The sequence below is a fragment of the Actinoallomurus vinaceus genome, assembly GCF_039542055.1.
GTDB lineage: Bacteria > Actinomycetota > Actinomycetes > Streptosporangiales > Streptosporangiaceae > Actinoallomurus > Actinoallomurus vinaceus.
The window spans coordinates 365801-383031 of sequence record NZ_BAABHK010000002.1; the positions used below are offsets into that span (position 1 = coordinate 365801).

Sequence of the window (17231 nt, forward strand, 5' to 3'; positions counted from 1 at the left end):
GTCACGGGACGCACCAAGCTCCCTCCCAGGAGGTCAACGTGTTGCAACAGGCCTTCAACGGCCTGGTGGGCGGGGCGTTCTACGCGCTGCTCGCCCTCGGCCTGTCGGTCATCTTCGGCATGCTCGGCGTCGTCAACTTCGCCCACGGCGCGTTCTACATGCTCGGCGCCTTCGGCGCCTACGTCCTACTGGACTCCTTCGGCGTGAACTTCTGGGTCGCGCTGGTCGTCGTCCCCGTGCTCCTCGGGCTCGCCGGGATCGTGGTCGAGCGTCTGTTCGTCCGCCGGCTCGCCGCGCTCGACCCGCTCTACAACTTCCTGTTCACCTTCGGCCTCGCGCTCGTCCTGCAGGACGCGGTGAAGCGGAAGTACGGCGTGCAGTCCCAGCCGTACGCCCGGCCGTCGGAGCTGTCCGGCTCGGTGAACCTCGGGCTCTTCGACTACCCGGCCTACCAGGTGTTCGTCCTCGTACTGTCGGTGCTGGCCTGCGCCGCGGTGTGGCTGGTGCTCACCCGCACCCGGGTCGGCGTGATCGTCCGCGCCGCCACCGAACGTCCCGAGCTGACCCGCGCCCTCGGCATCGACGTGGGCCGCTGGGTCGCCCCGGTGTTCGGCTTCGGCATCGCGCTGGCCGGACTGGCCGGCGTGCTCGCCGCGCCGATGCGCGCGGTGAACCCCCTCATGGGCGCCGACCTGATCATCACGGTGTTCGCCGTCGTGGTGATCGGCGGGCTCGGCTCCATCTTCGGGTCGGTGGCGGCCGGCTTCGGGATCGGGCTGATCTCCGCGCTCGGCAACCTCTACGTCCCCGCTCTGTCCCAGACGCTGGTGTTCATCCTGATGGCCGTCGTCCTGCTGTGGCGTCCCGCCGGGTTGTTCGGCCGCGAGGAGGCCGCGCTGTGATCCTGTCCCGTCTGGCCGCCCGGCCGATCCCGCTCGTCGCGGGGCTGCTGGTCGCGCTCCTGCTGCCGTGGATGATCTATCCGCCGGTCGCGATGGACATCGCCTGCTGGGCGCTCTTCGCCGCGGCGGTGGACCTCCTGCTGGGCTTCACCGGGCTGCTGCCGTTCGGGCACGCCGCGTTCTGGGGCGGCTCGGCGTACGTGACCGGGCTGATCGCGCTGCACGCGGGCCTGCCCTTCCCCGTCGCGGTCCTCGGCGGGGCCGCGTTCGCCGCGCTGCTCGCGGTCCCGATCGGGTACCTGTCCGCCCGCCTGCGCGGGATCTACTTCGCCATGGTCACCCTGGCATTCGCGCAGATGGTGTACTTCGTGGCCAACCAGTGGCGCGGCCTGACCGGCGGGGAGAACGGCCTGCAGGGCGTCCCGCGCGAGTTGTTCGGCGTGGACCTGTCCGACCCGTTCTTCTTCTACTACGCCGGGTTGCCGATCATCCTGCTCGGCCTGTTCGCGGTGTGGCGGATCGTCCGCTCGCCGTTCGGGCGGGTGCTGATCTCGATCCGGGACAACCCGGCCCGCGCGCAGGCCCTCGGCTATCCGGTCGCCCGCTACAAGCTGCTGGCCTTCGTGCTGTCGGCCGGGCTGACCGGGCTGGCCGGCGGCCTGTTCGCGATCAGCCACGGGTTCGCCTCCCTGGACGAGGTCTACTGGACGACGTCGGGGCAGGCGGTGATGATGGTGGTCCTCGGCGGCATCGGCACCCTGTGGGGCGGCGCGCTCGGCGCGGCGCTGATCGTCGAGCTGGGCGACTACCTCGCCACGGCCGGCTTCCAGGAGACCGGACTCATCACCGGCGCCATCTTCGCGGTCATCGTGCTGGCGTTCCGCCGGGGCATCTGGGGCACCGCGCAGGAACTCCTGCGAGCCCGCGCGGCCCGGCGGGCCGCCGGGCGCACCGCCACGGCCGAGGCGGCACCGGAGCCCGCGCCCGCGGAGTCGTCCGGGAGCCCGGCCGGCAGCAGGCCGACCTGAGCCGGGACGACCGCCGGGCCGCGCACAACGCATCCCGGGCCGGACCACGCGTCCGGCGGCGAAAACCCAGCCCGCCGCATCCGAAGGAGAACGACCCGTGGTCGCGACAACCGCTACCAGCGTGACGCCGCAGCCGGCCGGCGGCCCGGACCTGTCCGGCCGCCGGGCCCTGGTCACCGGTGCCGCCGGCGGCATCGGCCTGGCCTGCGCCCGGCGGATGGCCGCCGCCGGCGCCGAAGTGATCATCGTGGACCTGCGCGCGGCCGCGGCCGAGGCCGCCGCGGCGGAACTCGGCGGCCGGGCGCTCGCCGTGGACCTGTCCGACACCGCCGCGGTGGAGGCCATGGACTGCGACGTGGACATCCTCGTCAACAACGCCGGCATGCAGCACGTCGCGCCGATCACCGAGTTTCCGCCCGAGATCTTCGCCCGGATCCAGCGCATCATGGTCGAGGCCCCGTTCCGGCTGGTCCGCCGGGCGCTGCCGGGCATGTACGAACGCGGGTGGGGGCGCATCGTCAACATCTCGTCGGTGCACGGCCACCGCGCCTCGCCGTACAAGTCGGCCTACGTGACCGCCAAGCACGCGCTGGAGGGCCTGTCGAAGGTGATCGCGCTGGAGGGCGCCCCGCACGGGGTGACCGCCAACTGCGTCAGCCCCGCCTACGTGCGCACGCCGCTCGTGGAGGGCCAGATCGCCGACCAGGCGGCCGCGTACGGTCTGCCGCTCGAGGAGGTCGTCGACCAGGTCATGCTGGCCAAAGCCGCGATCCGGCGGTTGATCGAGCCGGACGAGGTGGCGGAGCTGGTCGCCTACCTGTGCTCTCCGCAGGCCGCGATGATCACAGGATCGTCCGTGACCATCGACGGCGGCTGGACCGCGCACTGACAATGCTGCCTATGAGCTGCGATGTCTTCCTCGAACTGCTGGCCCGGGAGGCCTCGGCTGCGGAGTTCGAGGCACCGCTGCTGGAGGCGCGCGTCGCCGGCGCGGACCCCGGCGTGCTGGCCGCACTGGAGACGACGAAGCTGGCCGCGCTGCGGGTGCGCTCGCTGCTGGAGCGGCGCGCCCGCCGCGAGGCGGAGCTGGCCGCGCTCTTCGACACCGCCAGCGACCTGGCCGGGCTGCGCGGCCTGGACGCGGTCCTGGAGGCGATCGTGCGCCGTGCCCGTCGGCTGCTGTCCGCCGACGTGTCGTACATGACGCTCAGCGACGACGAACGCGGCGACACGTGCATGCGGGTCACCGACGGCTCGGTGTCCGCCGCGTTCCGGGCCCTGCGCATCCCGTTCGGCTCGGGCCTGGCCGGGCTGGTCGCGCAGACCGGCACGCCGTACGCCAGCGGCGACTACTTCGCCGACCAGCGTTTCCACCACCGCAACTACATCGACACGGCGGTCCAGGAGGAGAACCTCGTGGCGATCCTGGGCGTGCCGATGCGCCTCGGGTCGCGGGTGATCGGCGTGCTGTTCGCCGCGAACCGCACGGCGCGACCGTTCGTGCCCGAGGAGGTCGCGCTGCTCGGCTCCCTCGCCGCGCACGCCGCGATCGCCATCGACAACGCCCGGCTCCTGGACGAGACGCGGGCCACGCTCGAGGAGCTCAGCGCCGCGAACGAGCTGATCAAGGCGCGCAGCGCGGCGGTCGAGCGCGCCGCGCAGGCGCACGACCGGATGACCGCGCTGGTCGTCCGCGGTGGAGGAGTGCAGGACGTCGCCGCGGTGATCATCGACGTGCTGGGCGGAGCGCTGCTGGCGCTGGACGCCGAGGGCGGGCGGCTCGCCGTGGTCGGCTCGATCGGCGAGCTGAGCGAGGCCGAGATCCGCGACGCGGCCGCCGCGTCGCGGGCGCTCGGCCGTGCGGTCCAGCGCGGCGACCTGTGGGTCGCCTCGATCGCGGCGGGCGCCGAGGTGCTCGGCACCTTCGTCCTGCGCGCGCCGGGCGCGGGCGAGCTGTCCGGCAGCGACCAGCGCATCCTCGAGCGCGGGGCGCTGGTCACCGCGCTGCTCCTGCTGTTCCGCCGCAGCGTCGCCGAGGCCGAGGAGCGAGTACGCGGCGAGTTGCTGGACGACCTGCTCACCGGCCGGGTGACCGACGTGGACGCGTTGCGCGCCCGGGCCCGCCCGGTCGGCGTCGACCTCGACGCGCCGCACGTCCTCGTGGTCGTCCGCCACGACGGCGACCGGCCTCGGGCCGGTTTCTGGGCTGCCTCGTACGCCTCGGCCGCGCACGGTCTGGTCGCCACCCGGGGCGACGAGATCGTCCTCCTACTGCCCGGCCTGGATCCAGGCGGTGCCGCGCGGCGGGTGGCCCGGGAGTGCGGGGCCTCCCTCGGCATGCCGGCCACGGCGGGCGCGGCCGGCCCGGTGCGCAGCCCCGGGGAGGCGGCGGCCGCCTACCAGGAGGCCGGCCGATGCGCCGACGCGCTGCTCGCGCTCGGCCGCACCGGAGACGGCGCCGGCGCGGCCGAGCTCGGTTTCGTGGGCCTGCTGATCGGCGACGGCCGGGACGTGGAGAGCTTCCTGGCCACCGCGCTCGGCCCGGTGATCGACTACGACGAACGGCGGGGAACCAAACTGGTGCGGACGTTGGAGGCCTACTTCGAGGCCGGCGGCAGCCTGTCCAGGGCCGCGGAGCGGCTGCACATCCACGTCAACACCGTTACGCAGCGGCTCGACCGCGTCGGCAAGCTGCTGGGCGAGCGCTGGCAGTCGCCCGCGCACGCCCTGGAGATCCAGCTCGCCCTGCGCCTGTACCGGCTCAGCGTCCCCGGCGGCCCGGCCGGCGACCGCTGAGCGCGGGGATCTGATCGCCGGAAGCACCCGGGACGCTGTCCCGGATCGGTGAGCGACGGCGGCAGCGGACACAGGGAGCGGTTCACCGACGCAGCCCGCGCAGGTCCGCGTGGCTCTTCTGCCCGGCGATTCGTGCGGCACGTCGGGCACACGTCGCGGGCCGGCCCGATCTCTAGGGCGGGCTGCCGGTGTGCTGGATTGCGAGGGCGATTGCGCCCAGGAGTTCGGCCCGGTTTTCCAGGGTCGCGGTCGTCACGGTGACCGCCCGCGCGACGCTCGGCTGGGCGTAGCGTGCGATGGCCTCGCGGATGCCGTTGGCGAGGGCGCCGTTCGGTTGGCTGAGTTCGCCGCCGATGATGACCATCTCGGGGTTGAGCACGTTGCACATGTCGGCCAGGGATCGGCCGATCGTGCGTCCGGCGTCGCCGACGATGCGGGCGGCTCCGGAGTCTTCGGTCTGGAGCAACCGGATGACGTCGGTGGTGGTGAGCGGATCGGTGTGCATCGGTTGCAGGGTGGCGATGATGCGCGGGGTTGAGACCAGGGTCTCCAGGCATCCGCGGCTGCCACACCGGCACAGCAGCCCGTTCGCCTCGACCTGTATGTGGCCCAGTTCGCCTGCGTAGCCGCTGGCGCCCCGGTACAGGTTTCCGTCGAAGATCAGTCCGGCGCCGACGCCGGTGGAGACCTTGACGAACACCAGGTCGCGTATGCCGGTGCCTGCTCCGTAGGTCATCTCGCCGAGGGCGGCGAGGTTGACGGCGTTGTCCGGGAACACGGGCCGGTGGATGCGCTGTTGGAGGTCGCCCGCCGGATCCAGGTCGACCCATCCGGGCAGGATGTTGTTGACCACCACCCGTCCGGTGTGCCGGTCGAGGGGGGCGGGCAGGCCGACGACGACGTTGCGTACGTCGTGTGTCATGTGGCCGGTTTCGCGCAGTATTGTGGCGAATTCGTCGGCGGCGGTGTCGAGGGCCACGCCCACGGAGTTGTCCACCGCGAGCCGTACGTACCGCTCGGCGATGAGGTCTCCGGACAGCGTGGCCACGGCGACCCGCAGATCGCTGTGGCCGAAGGCCATGCCGACGACGAGTCCCGCTGATTCGGTCAGCGCCAGCCGGGCCGGCGGCCGGCCTGGACCCGTTCCCGTGCGCGCCGCCTCGACCGCGGGCAGTTCTCGGAGGGTGCCGTCGTCGATGAGCTGCGCGACCAGCGCGGCCACGGTCGTGCGCGACAGCTCGGTCATCCGCTCCAAGTCCGCCCGGGTGACCGCCCCGCGCTCACGTACCGCCGCGACCACGCGGTCGAGGTTGTACGCGCGGTGCGACCTGGGCCTTGACCGCGGCCTCGCCGGACTCATGACGTCCTCTCGTAAATGCGACGCACTCGGATTCTGTCGTGTTCTTCGCATAATACGGCCGGATCCGGCAAAGCCCAGTTCGTTGACACGACAGAAATAGCGTTTTAATTTCGCAGAAATCCCCTTTATGTGCGCAGCCGAGGGCCTGAACCCCGCCCGATGAGGAGAGCCCATGAGCAAGCCCACACGAAGATCCCTTCCGCGTGCCGTGGTCGCCTGCGCCCTCGCCGTCACCCTTCCGGTGAGCCTCGCGCTCACCACACAGCCGGCCGGCGCCACCACGCCCACGGTCGGCACCACGGTGACGGTGCACGCCGACGGGGGTTACACCATCGACATCAGCGGGCCGCGCTACCACTTCGGCGGTTCGGTCGGCGGCCCGGTGAGCAACCTCAGGCACGTCAAGGGCCGGGACGGTATCGGCGCCTACCATGAGGTCGACTTCGACCACTCGGCCGGCGGAGTGGGACGAAGCAGCGGCATCCGAAGCTACGACCACAGGCCGGTGGTGCTGTTCAGCACCACCTACCGGCAGGCGGCGGCCAACGCCCACCCGTTCCCCGCGCTGTCGGCCCGGCCCGCGCTGCCGCACACCCAGACCTTCTCCGGCTGCTTCGCGGGACGCCGGTTCGACGCCCCAGGAGACCCGGGCTTCAGCCCGTACCTGGCATTCGACACCTCCGGTAGCGGCTACCTGCTCTCCCCCGCCTCGAACTTCACGACCGCGGTCACGAAGTACGACGGGAGCGGCGCGCTGACCAGCGGTATCTCCTCGGGCGTCGGCAGCCTGCCGGCCGGGTTCACCCAGCGGACCGTGCTCGCGTTCGGAAACGGCATCAACAACGTGTACGGCATCTGGGGCAACGCGTTGACCGGCCTGTCCGGCAAACACCGCCCGTCGCAGGACGCCACGAACACCCTCGCCAAGCTCGGCTACTGGACCGACAACGGCGCCGCCTATTACTACAACCACGACCAGAGCCTCGGTTACGCGGGCACGCTGCGGGCGGTCCGCGACGACTGGAAGGCCAAGGGCCTGCCGATGGGGAACCTCCAGCTGGACAGCTGGTTCTACCCGAAGGGCCCGAACGCCGTCTGGAACGACAACCCCGACGGCGAGTACCGGTACGAGGCGGATCCCACGCTGTTCCCGGACGGGCTCAAGGCGTTCCAGAAGAGCGTCGGCGTACCCATGATCACCCATGCCCGGTGGATCGACCCGTCCAGCCCGTACCGCCAGGAGTACAAGATGTCCGGGAACGTGATCACCGACCCGGCCTTCTGGAACGACCGGATGCGCTACCTCAAGTCCTCCGGGGTCGACACGTTCGAGCAGGACTGGCTGTGCTCGCACGCGCAGCCCGACTTCAACCTCACCGACCGCGCCGCGTTCCTCGACAACATGGCCAAGGCCGCGGCGGCCAACGGCATCGACATCCAGTACTGCATGCCGCTGCCGCAGGACTACCTGCAGAGCACGCTGTACGACAGCGTGACCAACTCCCGGGTCTCGAACGACCGGTTCGAGCGGGGCAAGTGGGACGAGTTCCTCTATGCCTCACGCCTGGCCGGCGCACTCGGTGTGTGGCCCTGGGCGGACGTCGCGATGAGCACGGAGACCCAGAACCTGCTGCTGCAGAACCTGTCCGCCGGCCCCGTCGGCGTGGGCGACGCGATCGGCAAGGAGAGCGCCGCCAACCTGAACAAGGTGGCCGAGGCGGACGGCACGATCGTCAAGCCGGACACCCCGATCGTCCCCGACGACGCCACGTACGTCCGCGACGCCGCCGCACCGGGCAGTGCCATGGTCGCGACGACCGGCAGCCGGCACGGCGCGCTGCAGGCGGGCTACGTCTTCTCCTACGCCCGCGCCGTCCCGACACCGAAGCCGGACACGACCTACGAGGCCGAGGACGCCACCCTGTCCGGACCCGTGGTGGCCACCGACCACGCCGGCTACACCGGCAGCGGGTTCGCCGACTACCGGCACGACTCCGGCGACTACGTGCAGTGGGACGTCGACGTGCCGGCCGACGGCACGTACACGCTGCTGTTCCGGTACGCCAACGGCGGCTTCGGCGACCGGCCGCTCGCGGTCGCGGTGGACGGCGGCGCGGCCTCCACTCAGCAGTTCGCCACGACCGGCGACTGGGACACATGGTCGGCACAGCCGGTCGTGGTCACGCTGTCCGCCGGCCGGCACACCGTCCGGGCCACCGCGACGGGGGCCAACGGCCCGAACATCGACAACCTCGGCGTCAGCGCCGGTAAGGTCACCGTCCCGACGACCGAGGACGCCTCCTTCCGGCCCGCCGACCTCGGCGTCACCGGCAAGGCGTACGTGTACGACTACTTCGCCGGCGCCGGCACGCTGGTCGACGGCGACTCCCGCTACACCACCCGCGTGACCCGCGACGGGTCCTACCTCCAGGTGGTCCCGGTGGGCAGGTCGGGCATCGCCTTCCTCGGCGACGCGGGCAAGTTCGTGTCCCTGGGCAAGCAGCGGATCCGGTCGCTGTCCGACAACGGCACGGTCCATGCCACAGTCGCGTTCGCCCCGGGAGACGGCCCGGTCACGCTGCACGGTTACTCCCCGAGCCCGGTGTCGTCCACCGCGTCCGGCGGCAGCGCCGGCCAGGTCCGCTACGACAACGCCACGCACCTGTTCTCAGTACGCGTCAGCCCCGGCCACGGCCCCACCGTGACGGTGACCCTGACCCAGAGGTAGTGGTCCTCCTGGTCCATGATCGAGACAATCCCCATGAGAGTTCAACGTTAACGAGGAGACATCTGGATGGCTGCTTCGCGGGCCGCCCTCACACGCGACGACCTGAGCCTGAAAGTCGCCGTCCAGCGTGGGCGCTTCGGCGGCACGGATTTCCGGGTGATCCGACCGGCTGGACCATTGAAGAACGGGGCGCTCTACAAGACCCAACATTGGTACGAGATGTATGCGGACCGGACAGACGGCCGACGCATTGGCACTCTGATGCTGCTCGCGGCGCGATCTCCGCGATCCCTGATCTACCTGCCGATGCGCACCACCCCGACCGCTCCCGGGGTCGGCTGGGACGACGAGAAGCGGCTCGACCTCGTGCTGGCCCATCGCGCGGTGCAGTTCCGGCCCTCCCGGTGGAAGCAACTGCGCGAGCGCATCAACGCGGGCAACGCTCCCCGAGAGCTACGCACCGCAAGCATCCCGGCAAGAGACCTGTCGGCCGACCACGGGCTCAAGACCTCAGTGCGAAGCGATCCGAAGCACAGCGACCTGCTTCACCAGGCCGTCTACGCCGAGACCCTGTTCCTGACGGGCAGCACGACGGCGTTCCGGGAGGCGGCGCAGGAGATCTTCGCCGTCACCAAGGACGGGCCACCCCACGCCGCGACGAAGCATTACATTCCCGGCGCCTGCAACTACCACGTCTGCCGCAGCCTCTACGACTGGCCGAGTCTGGAGGAGCACGACTGGGACCAGTTCCATGTGGAGTTCTGCCCGCAATGGGCGAGATGATCAGGCGAAGGACGACGTGGAAACCAATTCGGTTCACGGGACGTCTATTTCCTGAGCAGACCTGGTGAAGGTGGATCGCCTGCCACAGCCAGCCTCTGACGATGTGGTCGGCTCGTCGGCACCGGAGGTCCATGCGGTGGAGCCTGGGGATGAGCTCGGGGAGCGGTACCGGCTGGAGGAACGAATCGGCCGTGGTGCCTTCGGCGAGGTCTGGCGCGGTCTTGATCAAAGACTTCACCGGCTCGTCGCGATCAAGGTGCTGTTGAGTCTTCATTCCGATGATCGGCTGATCCGGCGGTTCCGTCGTGAGGCATTGATCGCGGCCGGACTGCAGCATCCCGGAATCGCCGTCGTGCACGACGTCGACCGAGATGGCGATCAGTGGTTCATCGTGATGGAGTTGCTGGTCGGCCGGGATCTGTCAGAGCTGCTGGCCACCGCGTCGGCCGGTCTGCCCATCGCCCAGGTCATATCCATGGGCGTACAGATCGGCCAGGCCCTGGCCACCGCTCATGCCCGCGGGGTCGTCCATCGCGATCTGAAACCCTCCAACCTGTTCATGATCGATGGACAGGTGAAGATCTGCGATTTCGGGATCGCGTGGGCCGCGCATGCCACCTCGTTCCTCACGGCCAAGGGCGAGGCGCTGGGCACGCCGCATTACATGGCTCCGGAGCAGTGGCGAGGAGAGCGGGTCGACGCACGCGCGGACCTGTACTCGTTCGGATGTGTTCTGCACGCTCTGCTCACCGGCCGGCCTCCTTTCGCCCCCGGAGGGCTTCCGGCGCTCATGCACCAGCACCTGGCGGTGGTGCCGGACGGCCCACGGGCCGTCCGTTCCGAGGTGCCCGCAGAACTGGACGTGCTCGTCGTGGAACTGCTGGCCAAAGACCCCGCAGACCGCCCCGCCGACGCCGACGCCGTCGTGGCGAGGCTGGAGAGGATCGCTGACCTGCTCTCGGCCGGAGCCGACACCACCGTCTCCGGCGGCTCGGCGCGGCCCGGGCCGGCCGCGCAGACCTCCAGCGAAGACCGGTTCGCCGTCCGGCGCCGGTTGATCGACGACGCCGAGGACGCGGCACGTTCCATCGGTTCCCCGTCCGAGCAGGCCCGTACGCTCATCAAAATCGCCGCGGAGACGTGCGTCGATGAACCCGGCCGCGTGAGCGGTCTCATCGACGACGCCGAACGTCTGATCGGCGCTGCCGACGACGCCTTCGCGCTGTCGCTGGTATGGCTCGAGCTCCTGACCGCCTGGCCGGCGATCGATGATGTGATCACGGCCGAGCGTGCACGAGGGCTTCTGGAAAGCGCGGAGAACTTCGCCCACGCGGATCCCGACCGGGAGTACTTCACCACCCAGAACACCGAGACGTTGCTGGAACGGATCGCATGCGCGTGGTACCCGCACGACCCCGTACGGGCCGAGAAGGCGGCGCGTGGCATCCCCGATCCGGCACGGCGCCAGCGTGCGATCGGCGCGTTGGCCGACACGGCCGTGCGATACGACACCGACGATGCCGAACGCCTCGCCCGCACCCTCGATCCCCGCCACCAGGCGGAGGCCCTCGCGCACATCGCGGCCCGTATCGCGGCCTACGATCCGGTGCGCGCCGGCCGGATTCTCAAAGACGCCGAGCGGGCGCTCGGCGGCGTCGCCCGCGACGAGCGGGATGGCGCCCGCGCGAGCGTCGCCTACGTGCTGGCCGCCGGCGACCTGGCAAAGGCCCCATGGCTCCAGGTGGAAGCCAAACGCCTCATCGAGTACATCCCCGGCGACGAGGAACGGCACCGGGCGCGGGCGCGCCTCGCCAAAGCCATCGCCGCCCACGACCCGGAGACCGCCCGAACAAACCTGACACTCACTGAGCTCGGCGTCGACGCCGATATCTCGTCCAGAACCACCAGAGACCTGATCAAGTTCGACATCGGCGAAGCGCTGATCCACCTGCGTTCTCCGGAGGCCGAACGGGCCGCGTTTCAGATCAACGACTGCGGCCTGCGCGGGCGGCTGCTGCTCGAGCTTCTCCCGGTGCTCGCCGACGTCGACGCGGACCGGGCGGAGCGTCTGGCCCACCATGTCCACGCCGTGGACCAGCGCGCGGTCGCCCTCGCCCTCGCCGCCAGGGCCGTGGCCGTGACCGATCCCGGTAACGCCCGCAGGCTCCTGGACGGCGCCGAGCGCCTCGCCGATGTGGCCGGCGGCAATCTCGGACCGCACCCGGGCGTCTTCGAACAGATCGCCGCGGTCGTGGCCACCTACAGTCCGGACCAAGCCGAGAGGATCATCACGTCGGCGATCAGCGACCCGCAGCACCGGGCGCACGCGCTGTCGCGAATCGCCGAGATCGTCGCGGAACACGACACCGGCCGCGCCGAGCGCATCGCCCGCACCGTCACCGAACCGGCCCCCAGGGCCACCGCCCTGCTCGCCATCGCCAGGGTGGACCGACCTTCGTCATCGCCCGCCTCCTGATCAAAGACCGGCCGGCCCCGCGTCCGCGCGGGGCCGGCCACACCGTTTGCGGTGCCGCCGAGCGTAGGCGAACTACGCCAAATGGTGATGGTGCCGTGCTCCGTCCTGGTGCAACCGTTGCGTCATGAAATGGCCCTGCGTTGGGGTGACGGTCGGCTGTCTGGTGCTGGCCGCATGCGGTGGGACGTCGCGGACGCCCGTGGCGGCGACGGCCCGGCCGACGGCGGCCCCCTCGACAGCGTCCGTCTCGGCACCCACACCGTCCTCGACCGGCTCGGCGGGCGAGGATTCACCCGTGCCCTCGCCCGAGCCGAGCGACACGAGCACGGACCCCCGGTCCTCGCCCGCCGTCTCCGACGACTTCCCGGCGACGTACCGGGTGTCCCAGGTCACTGCGTTCACCCAGTACCAGGGCAACCCGGCCTGGGTCCCCTCCGAACGGTCCAGGGTGGCGAACGCCGTCTGGCATTTCGATAGGGACGGCACGTTCGCGTTCACCACCTCGAACGTCCGGACCGACCTGTTCCCCCTGCACGGCACGTACCAGGTCAACGGCACGACCCTCACCTTCTCCGCGCATGGGGCCGCGGCCAACGCCGGTGGCAGCGCGAATGCCGAGCTGATCGGCACGATGGACCTGTCGGCGGATCCGCGCACCGTCTCGTTCAAGCTCATCACCGGCGCCGGATACGGAGCGGTCGTCAACGACCAGCGCTTCGCCTCGGCGACGACCGCGGCCTACGGCGGCACGGTCGCCGTGTCGACCGGTTGACGGCAAGGAGGGTCGCCCGGTGAACACGGCCGCGGAATGGTCGGAGCGCATCGCCCGGAGGGTGACGCCCGACGAGGTCGACTTCGCCGCCGACGTCGGCGAGGCGTACGCGGCCGGAGCCGCCTCGCGGGCCGCCCTGTTCGACCGGCCGGGTGCGGAGCCGGGCGGATTCGGGCTCGCGAGCGCCATCGGCGAACTGCCTCTCATCCTCGCCGCCCTGGCCGACACCGGCCGGATCCTCCGGCACGCGCTGGCCACGCAGGAGCTCGGCAACGCGGTGGCCATCGCGAGCCTGTGGGTCTCGCTACGCGGGACCCGAACGCCGCCGACCGCGCCGCAGGGCACCAAGGCCGGGACGGACGACGCGCAGGCCGCCTCGGCGGACGATGCCCGTACCGCGCTCACCCGGGCGTACGCCGAGCTCACCGATCGGCTGCGATCCCTCGGATTCCCGCCCGAACGCGCCGAACGGCTGGCCCGCGAACTCCTCGAGGAGCTGCTCGCCGACGCCGTGAGCGCCGAGGACTTCATCCGCCGGCTGGACGGCGGGAAGCGGTGAGCCGACCGGGCGTCGACACCGTGGCACCCCCGTGGATCTGGATGTTCTTCGTTGGATACCTCGCCATCGGCGTACCCGACTGGATCCGTACCTGGCGCCGCCAGCTCGCCGACTACAGCGGTCACGACTCGCTCGCCTTCACGCTGTTGAAGGTGTTCGCCGTCGTTGAGCTACTGCCGGTCGCGTTCCTCGCCGCGGGCATCGCGGGCGTCGCGCTGCCGGCCGTGCGCGGACGCTGGGTGGAGCGAAGGTTCGGCCTCGTCCCCGACGACCGGCCGGTCATCGCCGAGATGCGGCGGTTCGCCGAGACGTACGCGCCGGGGGTCGACCTGCGGGTCACGCTCCGGCCCGGCCGGCTCGCCCGCGTGTACCCGGTCGGCCTTCGCCGCGCCCGCATCGCGGTCTTTCGGCCGATGGCGGCCCTGTGGCGCCAGGACCGCCCGGCCGCCCAGGCCGTGCTCCTGCACGAGATCGCGCACCTGCGGCAGGGCGACCACCTGCTCGTCGGGCTCGGCAGCCCGTTCCCGTGGCTCGTGCGCGTCTGTGCGCCGATGTTCCTCGCCGCCGAGCTGCTGCCCGCCGTCGCCCTGTTCATCGCGAACCCACACCTGGGCACCGCTGTCGGCGCCCAGGTCGTGCTCGACCTCGGCGCGATCCCCCGCCAGCTGATCCTGCCCGTCACGGCACTGTGGCTGGCGGAGCTGGGCGCCGACCGGTTCCCCGCTCAGGTGGCCGGACCGCACGCCCTCCAATGCGCGCTCGACCGTTCGCGGTCGGCCTCCTGGCTCGGCCTGCTGTCCCATCCCCCGAAGGGCCTACGGCGGTACCTGGCCGCTCATCCGCGAGCGGCGACGTTCACCCTGCTCACCGGCTGGTTCGCCGCGCTGGTCGTCAAACTCGCCGTCACGATCGTCGCCGCGACGCCCGCGTCGCTCATGATCGGGAACTCCGTTCCGGACACGGCGCGGATGCTCACGCGTGGCATCCGCGACTTCCTCGTCGACGGCCGCCCGCTCCTCCTCGCCGCTCTGGCACTCCTCGTGACGTGGCCGCTGCTCGCCCCGCTGTGGACACGCGGCTGGTCACCCGGCACGCCACCCGGACGACCGTCCCGATACCCGCTCTATCTCGCCGCCACCGCCGCACCGACGCTGCTGGTGCTGGGCTCCCTCCTCGTTCCCGTCCCCTGACCCCGAGGACGCCTCCCGCACCGCCGGACACTGTCCGAAGATTCATCGGATGAATGTGTTGACGCGGGCGGTCGATCACACGTAGAACATGTGCGGTCTGACCAGTAAGGACAAGGCGCGTTGCCGTTGACCACGCTGAGGAGCCGCTCGATGCATGGGAGATTGATCAGATGTCTGCTGCCGGTACTGCTCTCCCTCGGGTTGGCCGCGGGGATGTCGCCCGCGGTGGCCGCGTCCACACCCCAGACCCCGACGGACATCACCGCCCCTGTCTCGCCCACGCCGCCCATGGGCTGGAGCAGTTGGAGCGCTCTGCGTGAAGGCAGCCGCCTGACCCAGGACGGGATCAAGGCCCAGGCGCGTGTCATGCACGGCAAGCTGCAGCGGTACGGCTACCGGTACATCAACATCGACGCCGGGTGGTCCGACCACCTGGACGCGTACGGGCGCAGCGCCTGGGACACCACCCGCTTCCCCGATGGCATCCCCGCGCTCGCCGCGTATCTGCACCGCCTGGGCCTCAAGCTCGGCATCTACCTCACGCCGGGCGTTCCGATCGAGGCGTACCAGAAGAACCTGCCGGTCCACGGCACCCAGTACCACATGCAGGACATCGCGGACCCGACGCAGCCCGGCAACACCCACAACGACTCCTACCGCATCGACTTCGGCAAGCCCGGCGCGCAGGAGTACATCCAGGGCTACGCCGACCTGTTCGCCTCCTGGGGCGTCGACTACATCAAGATGGACTTCGTCGGTCCCGGCGGCGGCCTCGTCCCCGCCGACAACCGCCCCGACATGAGGGCGTGGCACCAGGCCATCGTCGCCACCGGACGCCCGATGCATCTGGAGCTGTCCAACTCGCTCAGCATCGCCGACGCCGCCACGTGGCAGGCCACCAGCAACGGCTGGCGCACCGGCGGCGACATCGAGTGCTACTGCGGCGTCAACGGATCCAGCACCCCGCTGACCGGCTGGCAGCGGACGTCGGCCCGGTTCGACCAGGTCGCGGATTGGCAGCCGTACGGCGGCCCCGGCGCGTTCAACGACTACGACTCGATCGAGGTCGGCAACGGCGACGACGGCGGGCTGACACCCGACGAGCGGCAGACCCAGCTGAGCCTGTGGTCGCTGGCCGCCTCCCCGCTGCTGCTCGGTACGGACCTGACCAAGCTCGACGCCGCCGACCTCAAGCTGCTGACGAACCGTGACGTGGTCGCCGTCGACCAGGACGCCATCGACGCCTCCCGGGTGAGCAAGAGCGCGACCGCGCAGGTCTTCGCCAAAACGGAGCCGAACGGCGACGTGATCATAGGGCTGTTCAACACCGGGTCCGCCGCGCAGACCGTCTCCGTCGCGACGGGGACGGCCGGCCTGCCCGCGTCCTCCTCGTACCGCCTCGACAACCTGTGGACGCACGAGGTCACCCGATCCTCCGGCGACGCCGTCGCCGCCTCCGTCCCCGCCCACGGCGCGGCCCTGCTCCGGGTGCGCCCGTGGGCCACCGGCATGGCCGCGGCCCGCCCGCAGACCGGCCTCACCGTGACCGCCCCCGGCACCCTGGAGACCGGTCGGCAGACCACCGTCGCCGCGGACTTCACCAACTGGGGCACCACCGCCGCGACCGGCGTCCATGTGGCCCTGCCCGTCCCGAAGGGCTGGACCGCCGCCCCCGTCTCACCCACCTCCTTCGCCTCCGTCGCGCCCGGCGCGACCGTCCGCGCCACCTACCGCGTCACCGCGCCGGCGTCCATCGCTCAGCTCTTCCCGACGGCCCGGCTCGACGCCACCGCCGGCTTCCGCTGGAACACCCGCACCGGCGCCCGCACCGCCGGGCACACGTCGGTCCTGCTCGACGCGCCCGTCCGGGCCCCGTTCCACACCTTCAATTCCACGCCCGAGCCCGCGGACTTCTCGCAGGTCGGCCACGCTCTGGGCATCCGCGCGGCCGGCGCCGACGTCTACGGATCGAAGAATGAGTACGGGGCGCTCTACATCCCCGGCGCGGAACACGACGGCTCCACCACCACGGTTCGCGTCACCTGGCAGCAGTACCAGAACTCCGGCTTCAAGGGCGGAATCATGGTGCGCAACGACATCACCGGCGCGAACGGCTCGCCCGGCTTCGTGATCGTGGGAGTGAGCGCGAAGAAGGGCTACTTCATGCAGTGGGACGCCGACGGCGACGGCCGGCTCGAGTCCGGCACCGCCCCCAACGGCTCCGGCGTCGGCACCCCCGTCCTGCCCAGCTGGATCCGGCTGGTCCGCTCCGGCACCACCTACACCGGCTACTACTCCACCGACGGCACCACCTGGACCCGGCTGAGCACCGCGAACGTCCCCTCCGCCGCGGCCACCCAGGACGTCGGTCTCTTCGGCACCGCCCACAACCCGGGCTACCCGAACGTCAACGACTTCGCCGACTTCACCACCACCGGATACTGATGATCTTTGTGTGATGTCGCGGAGCGACTGCACGTGCCCGCGGTTCCGGGTCCCTCGCCCCGCGACATCACACGGTGAATCTCACTAGGCGGATCAAGAGTCCGCCGGTCCGGCCCACGCTCAGTGGCGGGATCGCGATATCAGTTGGCCGGTTCCCGGATATCGGACGTGCCGACGTCCACCTAGATTCAA

General features: G+C 71.0%; 12 protein-coding genes. 11 read left to right on the plus strand and 1 reads right to left on the minus strand.

Features of this window, described 5'->3' with window-relative positions; all coding sequences use genetic code 11:
* The first annotated feature begins 38 nt into the window (after positions 1–38).
* From ABEA24_RS07845 to ABEA24_RS07860, 4 genes are all read left to right on the plus strand, one after another.
* Entirely contained in the window at positions 39–902 is an 864-nt protein-coding gene (locus tag ABEA24_RS07845) for a branched-chain amino acid ABC transporter permease (RefSeq protein ID WP_345429992.1), read from the plus strand.
* The gene (locus tag ABEA24_RS07850) at positions 899–1930 is read left to right on the plus strand and encodes a branched-chain amino acid ABC transporter permease (protein WP_345429993.1); all 1032 of its coding nucleotides are present in this window, start codon (positions 899–901) and stop codon (positions 1928–1930) included. The genes ABEA24_RS07845 and ABEA24_RS07850 overlap by 4 nt, the downstream gene beginning before the upstream one ends.
* A 97-nt stretch (positions 1931–2027) precedes the next feature.
* Positions 2028–2819 carry a 3-hydroxybutyrate dehydrogenase gene (locus tag ABEA24_RS07855; protein ID WP_345429994.1) on the plus strand — a complete coding sequence of 264 codons (792 nt, stop codon included), beginning with the start codon at positions 2028–2030 and terminating at the stop codon, positions 2817–2819.
* Between the two features lie 11 nt (positions 2820–2830).
* Positions 2831–4726 (plus strand): helix-turn-helix domain-containing protein, encoded by a 1896-nt coding sequence (locus ABEA24_RS07860; RefSeq protein WP_345429995.1) that lies wholly within the window; start codon positions 2831–2833, stop codon positions 4724–4726.
* Between the two features lie 172 nt (positions 4727–4898).
* On the opposite strand, the gene ABEA24_RS07865 is transcribed toward ABEA24_RS07860, so the two are convergent.
* Positions 4899–6026 carry an ROK family transcriptional regulator gene (locus tag ABEA24_RS07865; RefSeq protein WP_345429996.1) on the minus strand — a complete coding sequence of 376 codons (1128 nt, stop codon included), beginning with the start codon at positions 6024–6026 and terminating at the stop codon, positions 4899–4901.
* Positions 6027–6258: 232 nt separating this feature from the next.
* On the opposite strand from ABEA24_RS07865, the gene ABEA24_RS07870 reads away from it, so the two are divergent.
* The 7 genes from ABEA24_RS07870 to ABEA24_RS07900 all read left to right on the plus strand — a co-directional run bounded on the left by ABEA24_RS07870 (position 6259) and on the right by ABEA24_RS07900 (position 17039).
* Positions 6259–8814: a CBM35 domain-containing protein gene (locus tag ABEA24_RS07870; protein WP_345429997.1), complete on the plus strand. Its 2556-nt coding sequence runs from the start codon at positions 6259–6261 to the stop codon at positions 8812–8814.
* A 66-nt stretch (positions 8815–8880) separates the two neighbouring features.
* A complete protein-coding gene (locus ABEA24_RS07875; RefSeq protein ID WP_345429998.1) occupies positions 8881–9597 on the plus strand; it encodes a hypothetical protein in 717 nt (238 codons plus the stop codon).
* A 136-nt stretch (positions 9598–9733) separates the two neighbouring features.
* A complete protein-coding gene (locus tag ABEA24_RS07880) occupies positions 9734–12073 on the plus strand; it encodes a serine/threonine-protein kinase (protein WP_345429999.1) in 2340 nt (779 codons plus the stop codon).
* Between the two features lie 295 nt (positions 12074–12368).
* Complete coding sequence (locus tag ABEA24_RS07885; protein WP_345430000.1) at positions 12369–12845, plus strand: hypothetical protein; 477 nt, start codon at positions 12369–12371, stop codon at positions 12843–12845.
* A gap of 19 nt (positions 12846–12864) precedes the next feature.
* Entirely contained in the window at positions 12865–13404 is a 540-nt protein-coding gene (locus ABEA24_RS07890) for a hypothetical protein (protein WP_345430001.1), read from the plus strand.
* Positions 13405–13445: 41 nt separating this feature from the next.
* Entirely contained in the window at positions 13446–14594 is a 1149-nt protein-coding gene (locus ABEA24_RS07895; RefSeq protein WP_345430002.1) for a M48 family metalloprotease, read from the plus strand.
* Positions 14595–14744: 150 nt separating this feature from the next.
* The gene (locus ABEA24_RS07900; RefSeq protein WP_345430003.1) at positions 14745–17039 is read left to right on the plus strand and encodes an NEW3 domain-containing protein; all 2295 of its coding nucleotides are present in this window, start codon (positions 14745–14747) and stop codon (positions 17037–17039) included.
* Positions 17040–17231: the final 192 nt, after the last annotated feature.

What these genes read in the sequence shown, in the direction of transcription:
- ABEA24_RS07875 (WP_345429998.1), top strand. Translation starts at nt 8,881, where the DNA reads ATGGCTGCTTCGCGGGCCGCCCTCACACGCGACGACCTGAGCCTGAAA.
- ABEA24_RS07860 (WP_345429995.1), top strand. Translation starts at nt 2,831, where the DNA reads ATGAGCTGCGATGTCTTCCTCGAACTGCTGGCCCGGGAGGCCTCGGCT.
- ABEA24_RS07900 (WP_345430003.1), top strand. Translation starts at nt 14,745, where the DNA reads ATGCATGGGAGATTGATCAGATGTCTGCTGCCGGTACTGCTCTCCCTC.
- ABEA24_RS07870 (WP_345429997.1), top strand. Translation starts at nt 6,259, where the DNA reads ATGAGCAAGCCCACACGAAGATCCCTTCCGCGTGCCGTGGTCGCCTGC.
- ABEA24_RS07895 (WP_345430002.1), top strand. Translation starts at nt 13,446, where the DNA reads ATGTTCTTCGTTGGATACCTCGCCATCGGCGTACCCGACTGGATCCGT.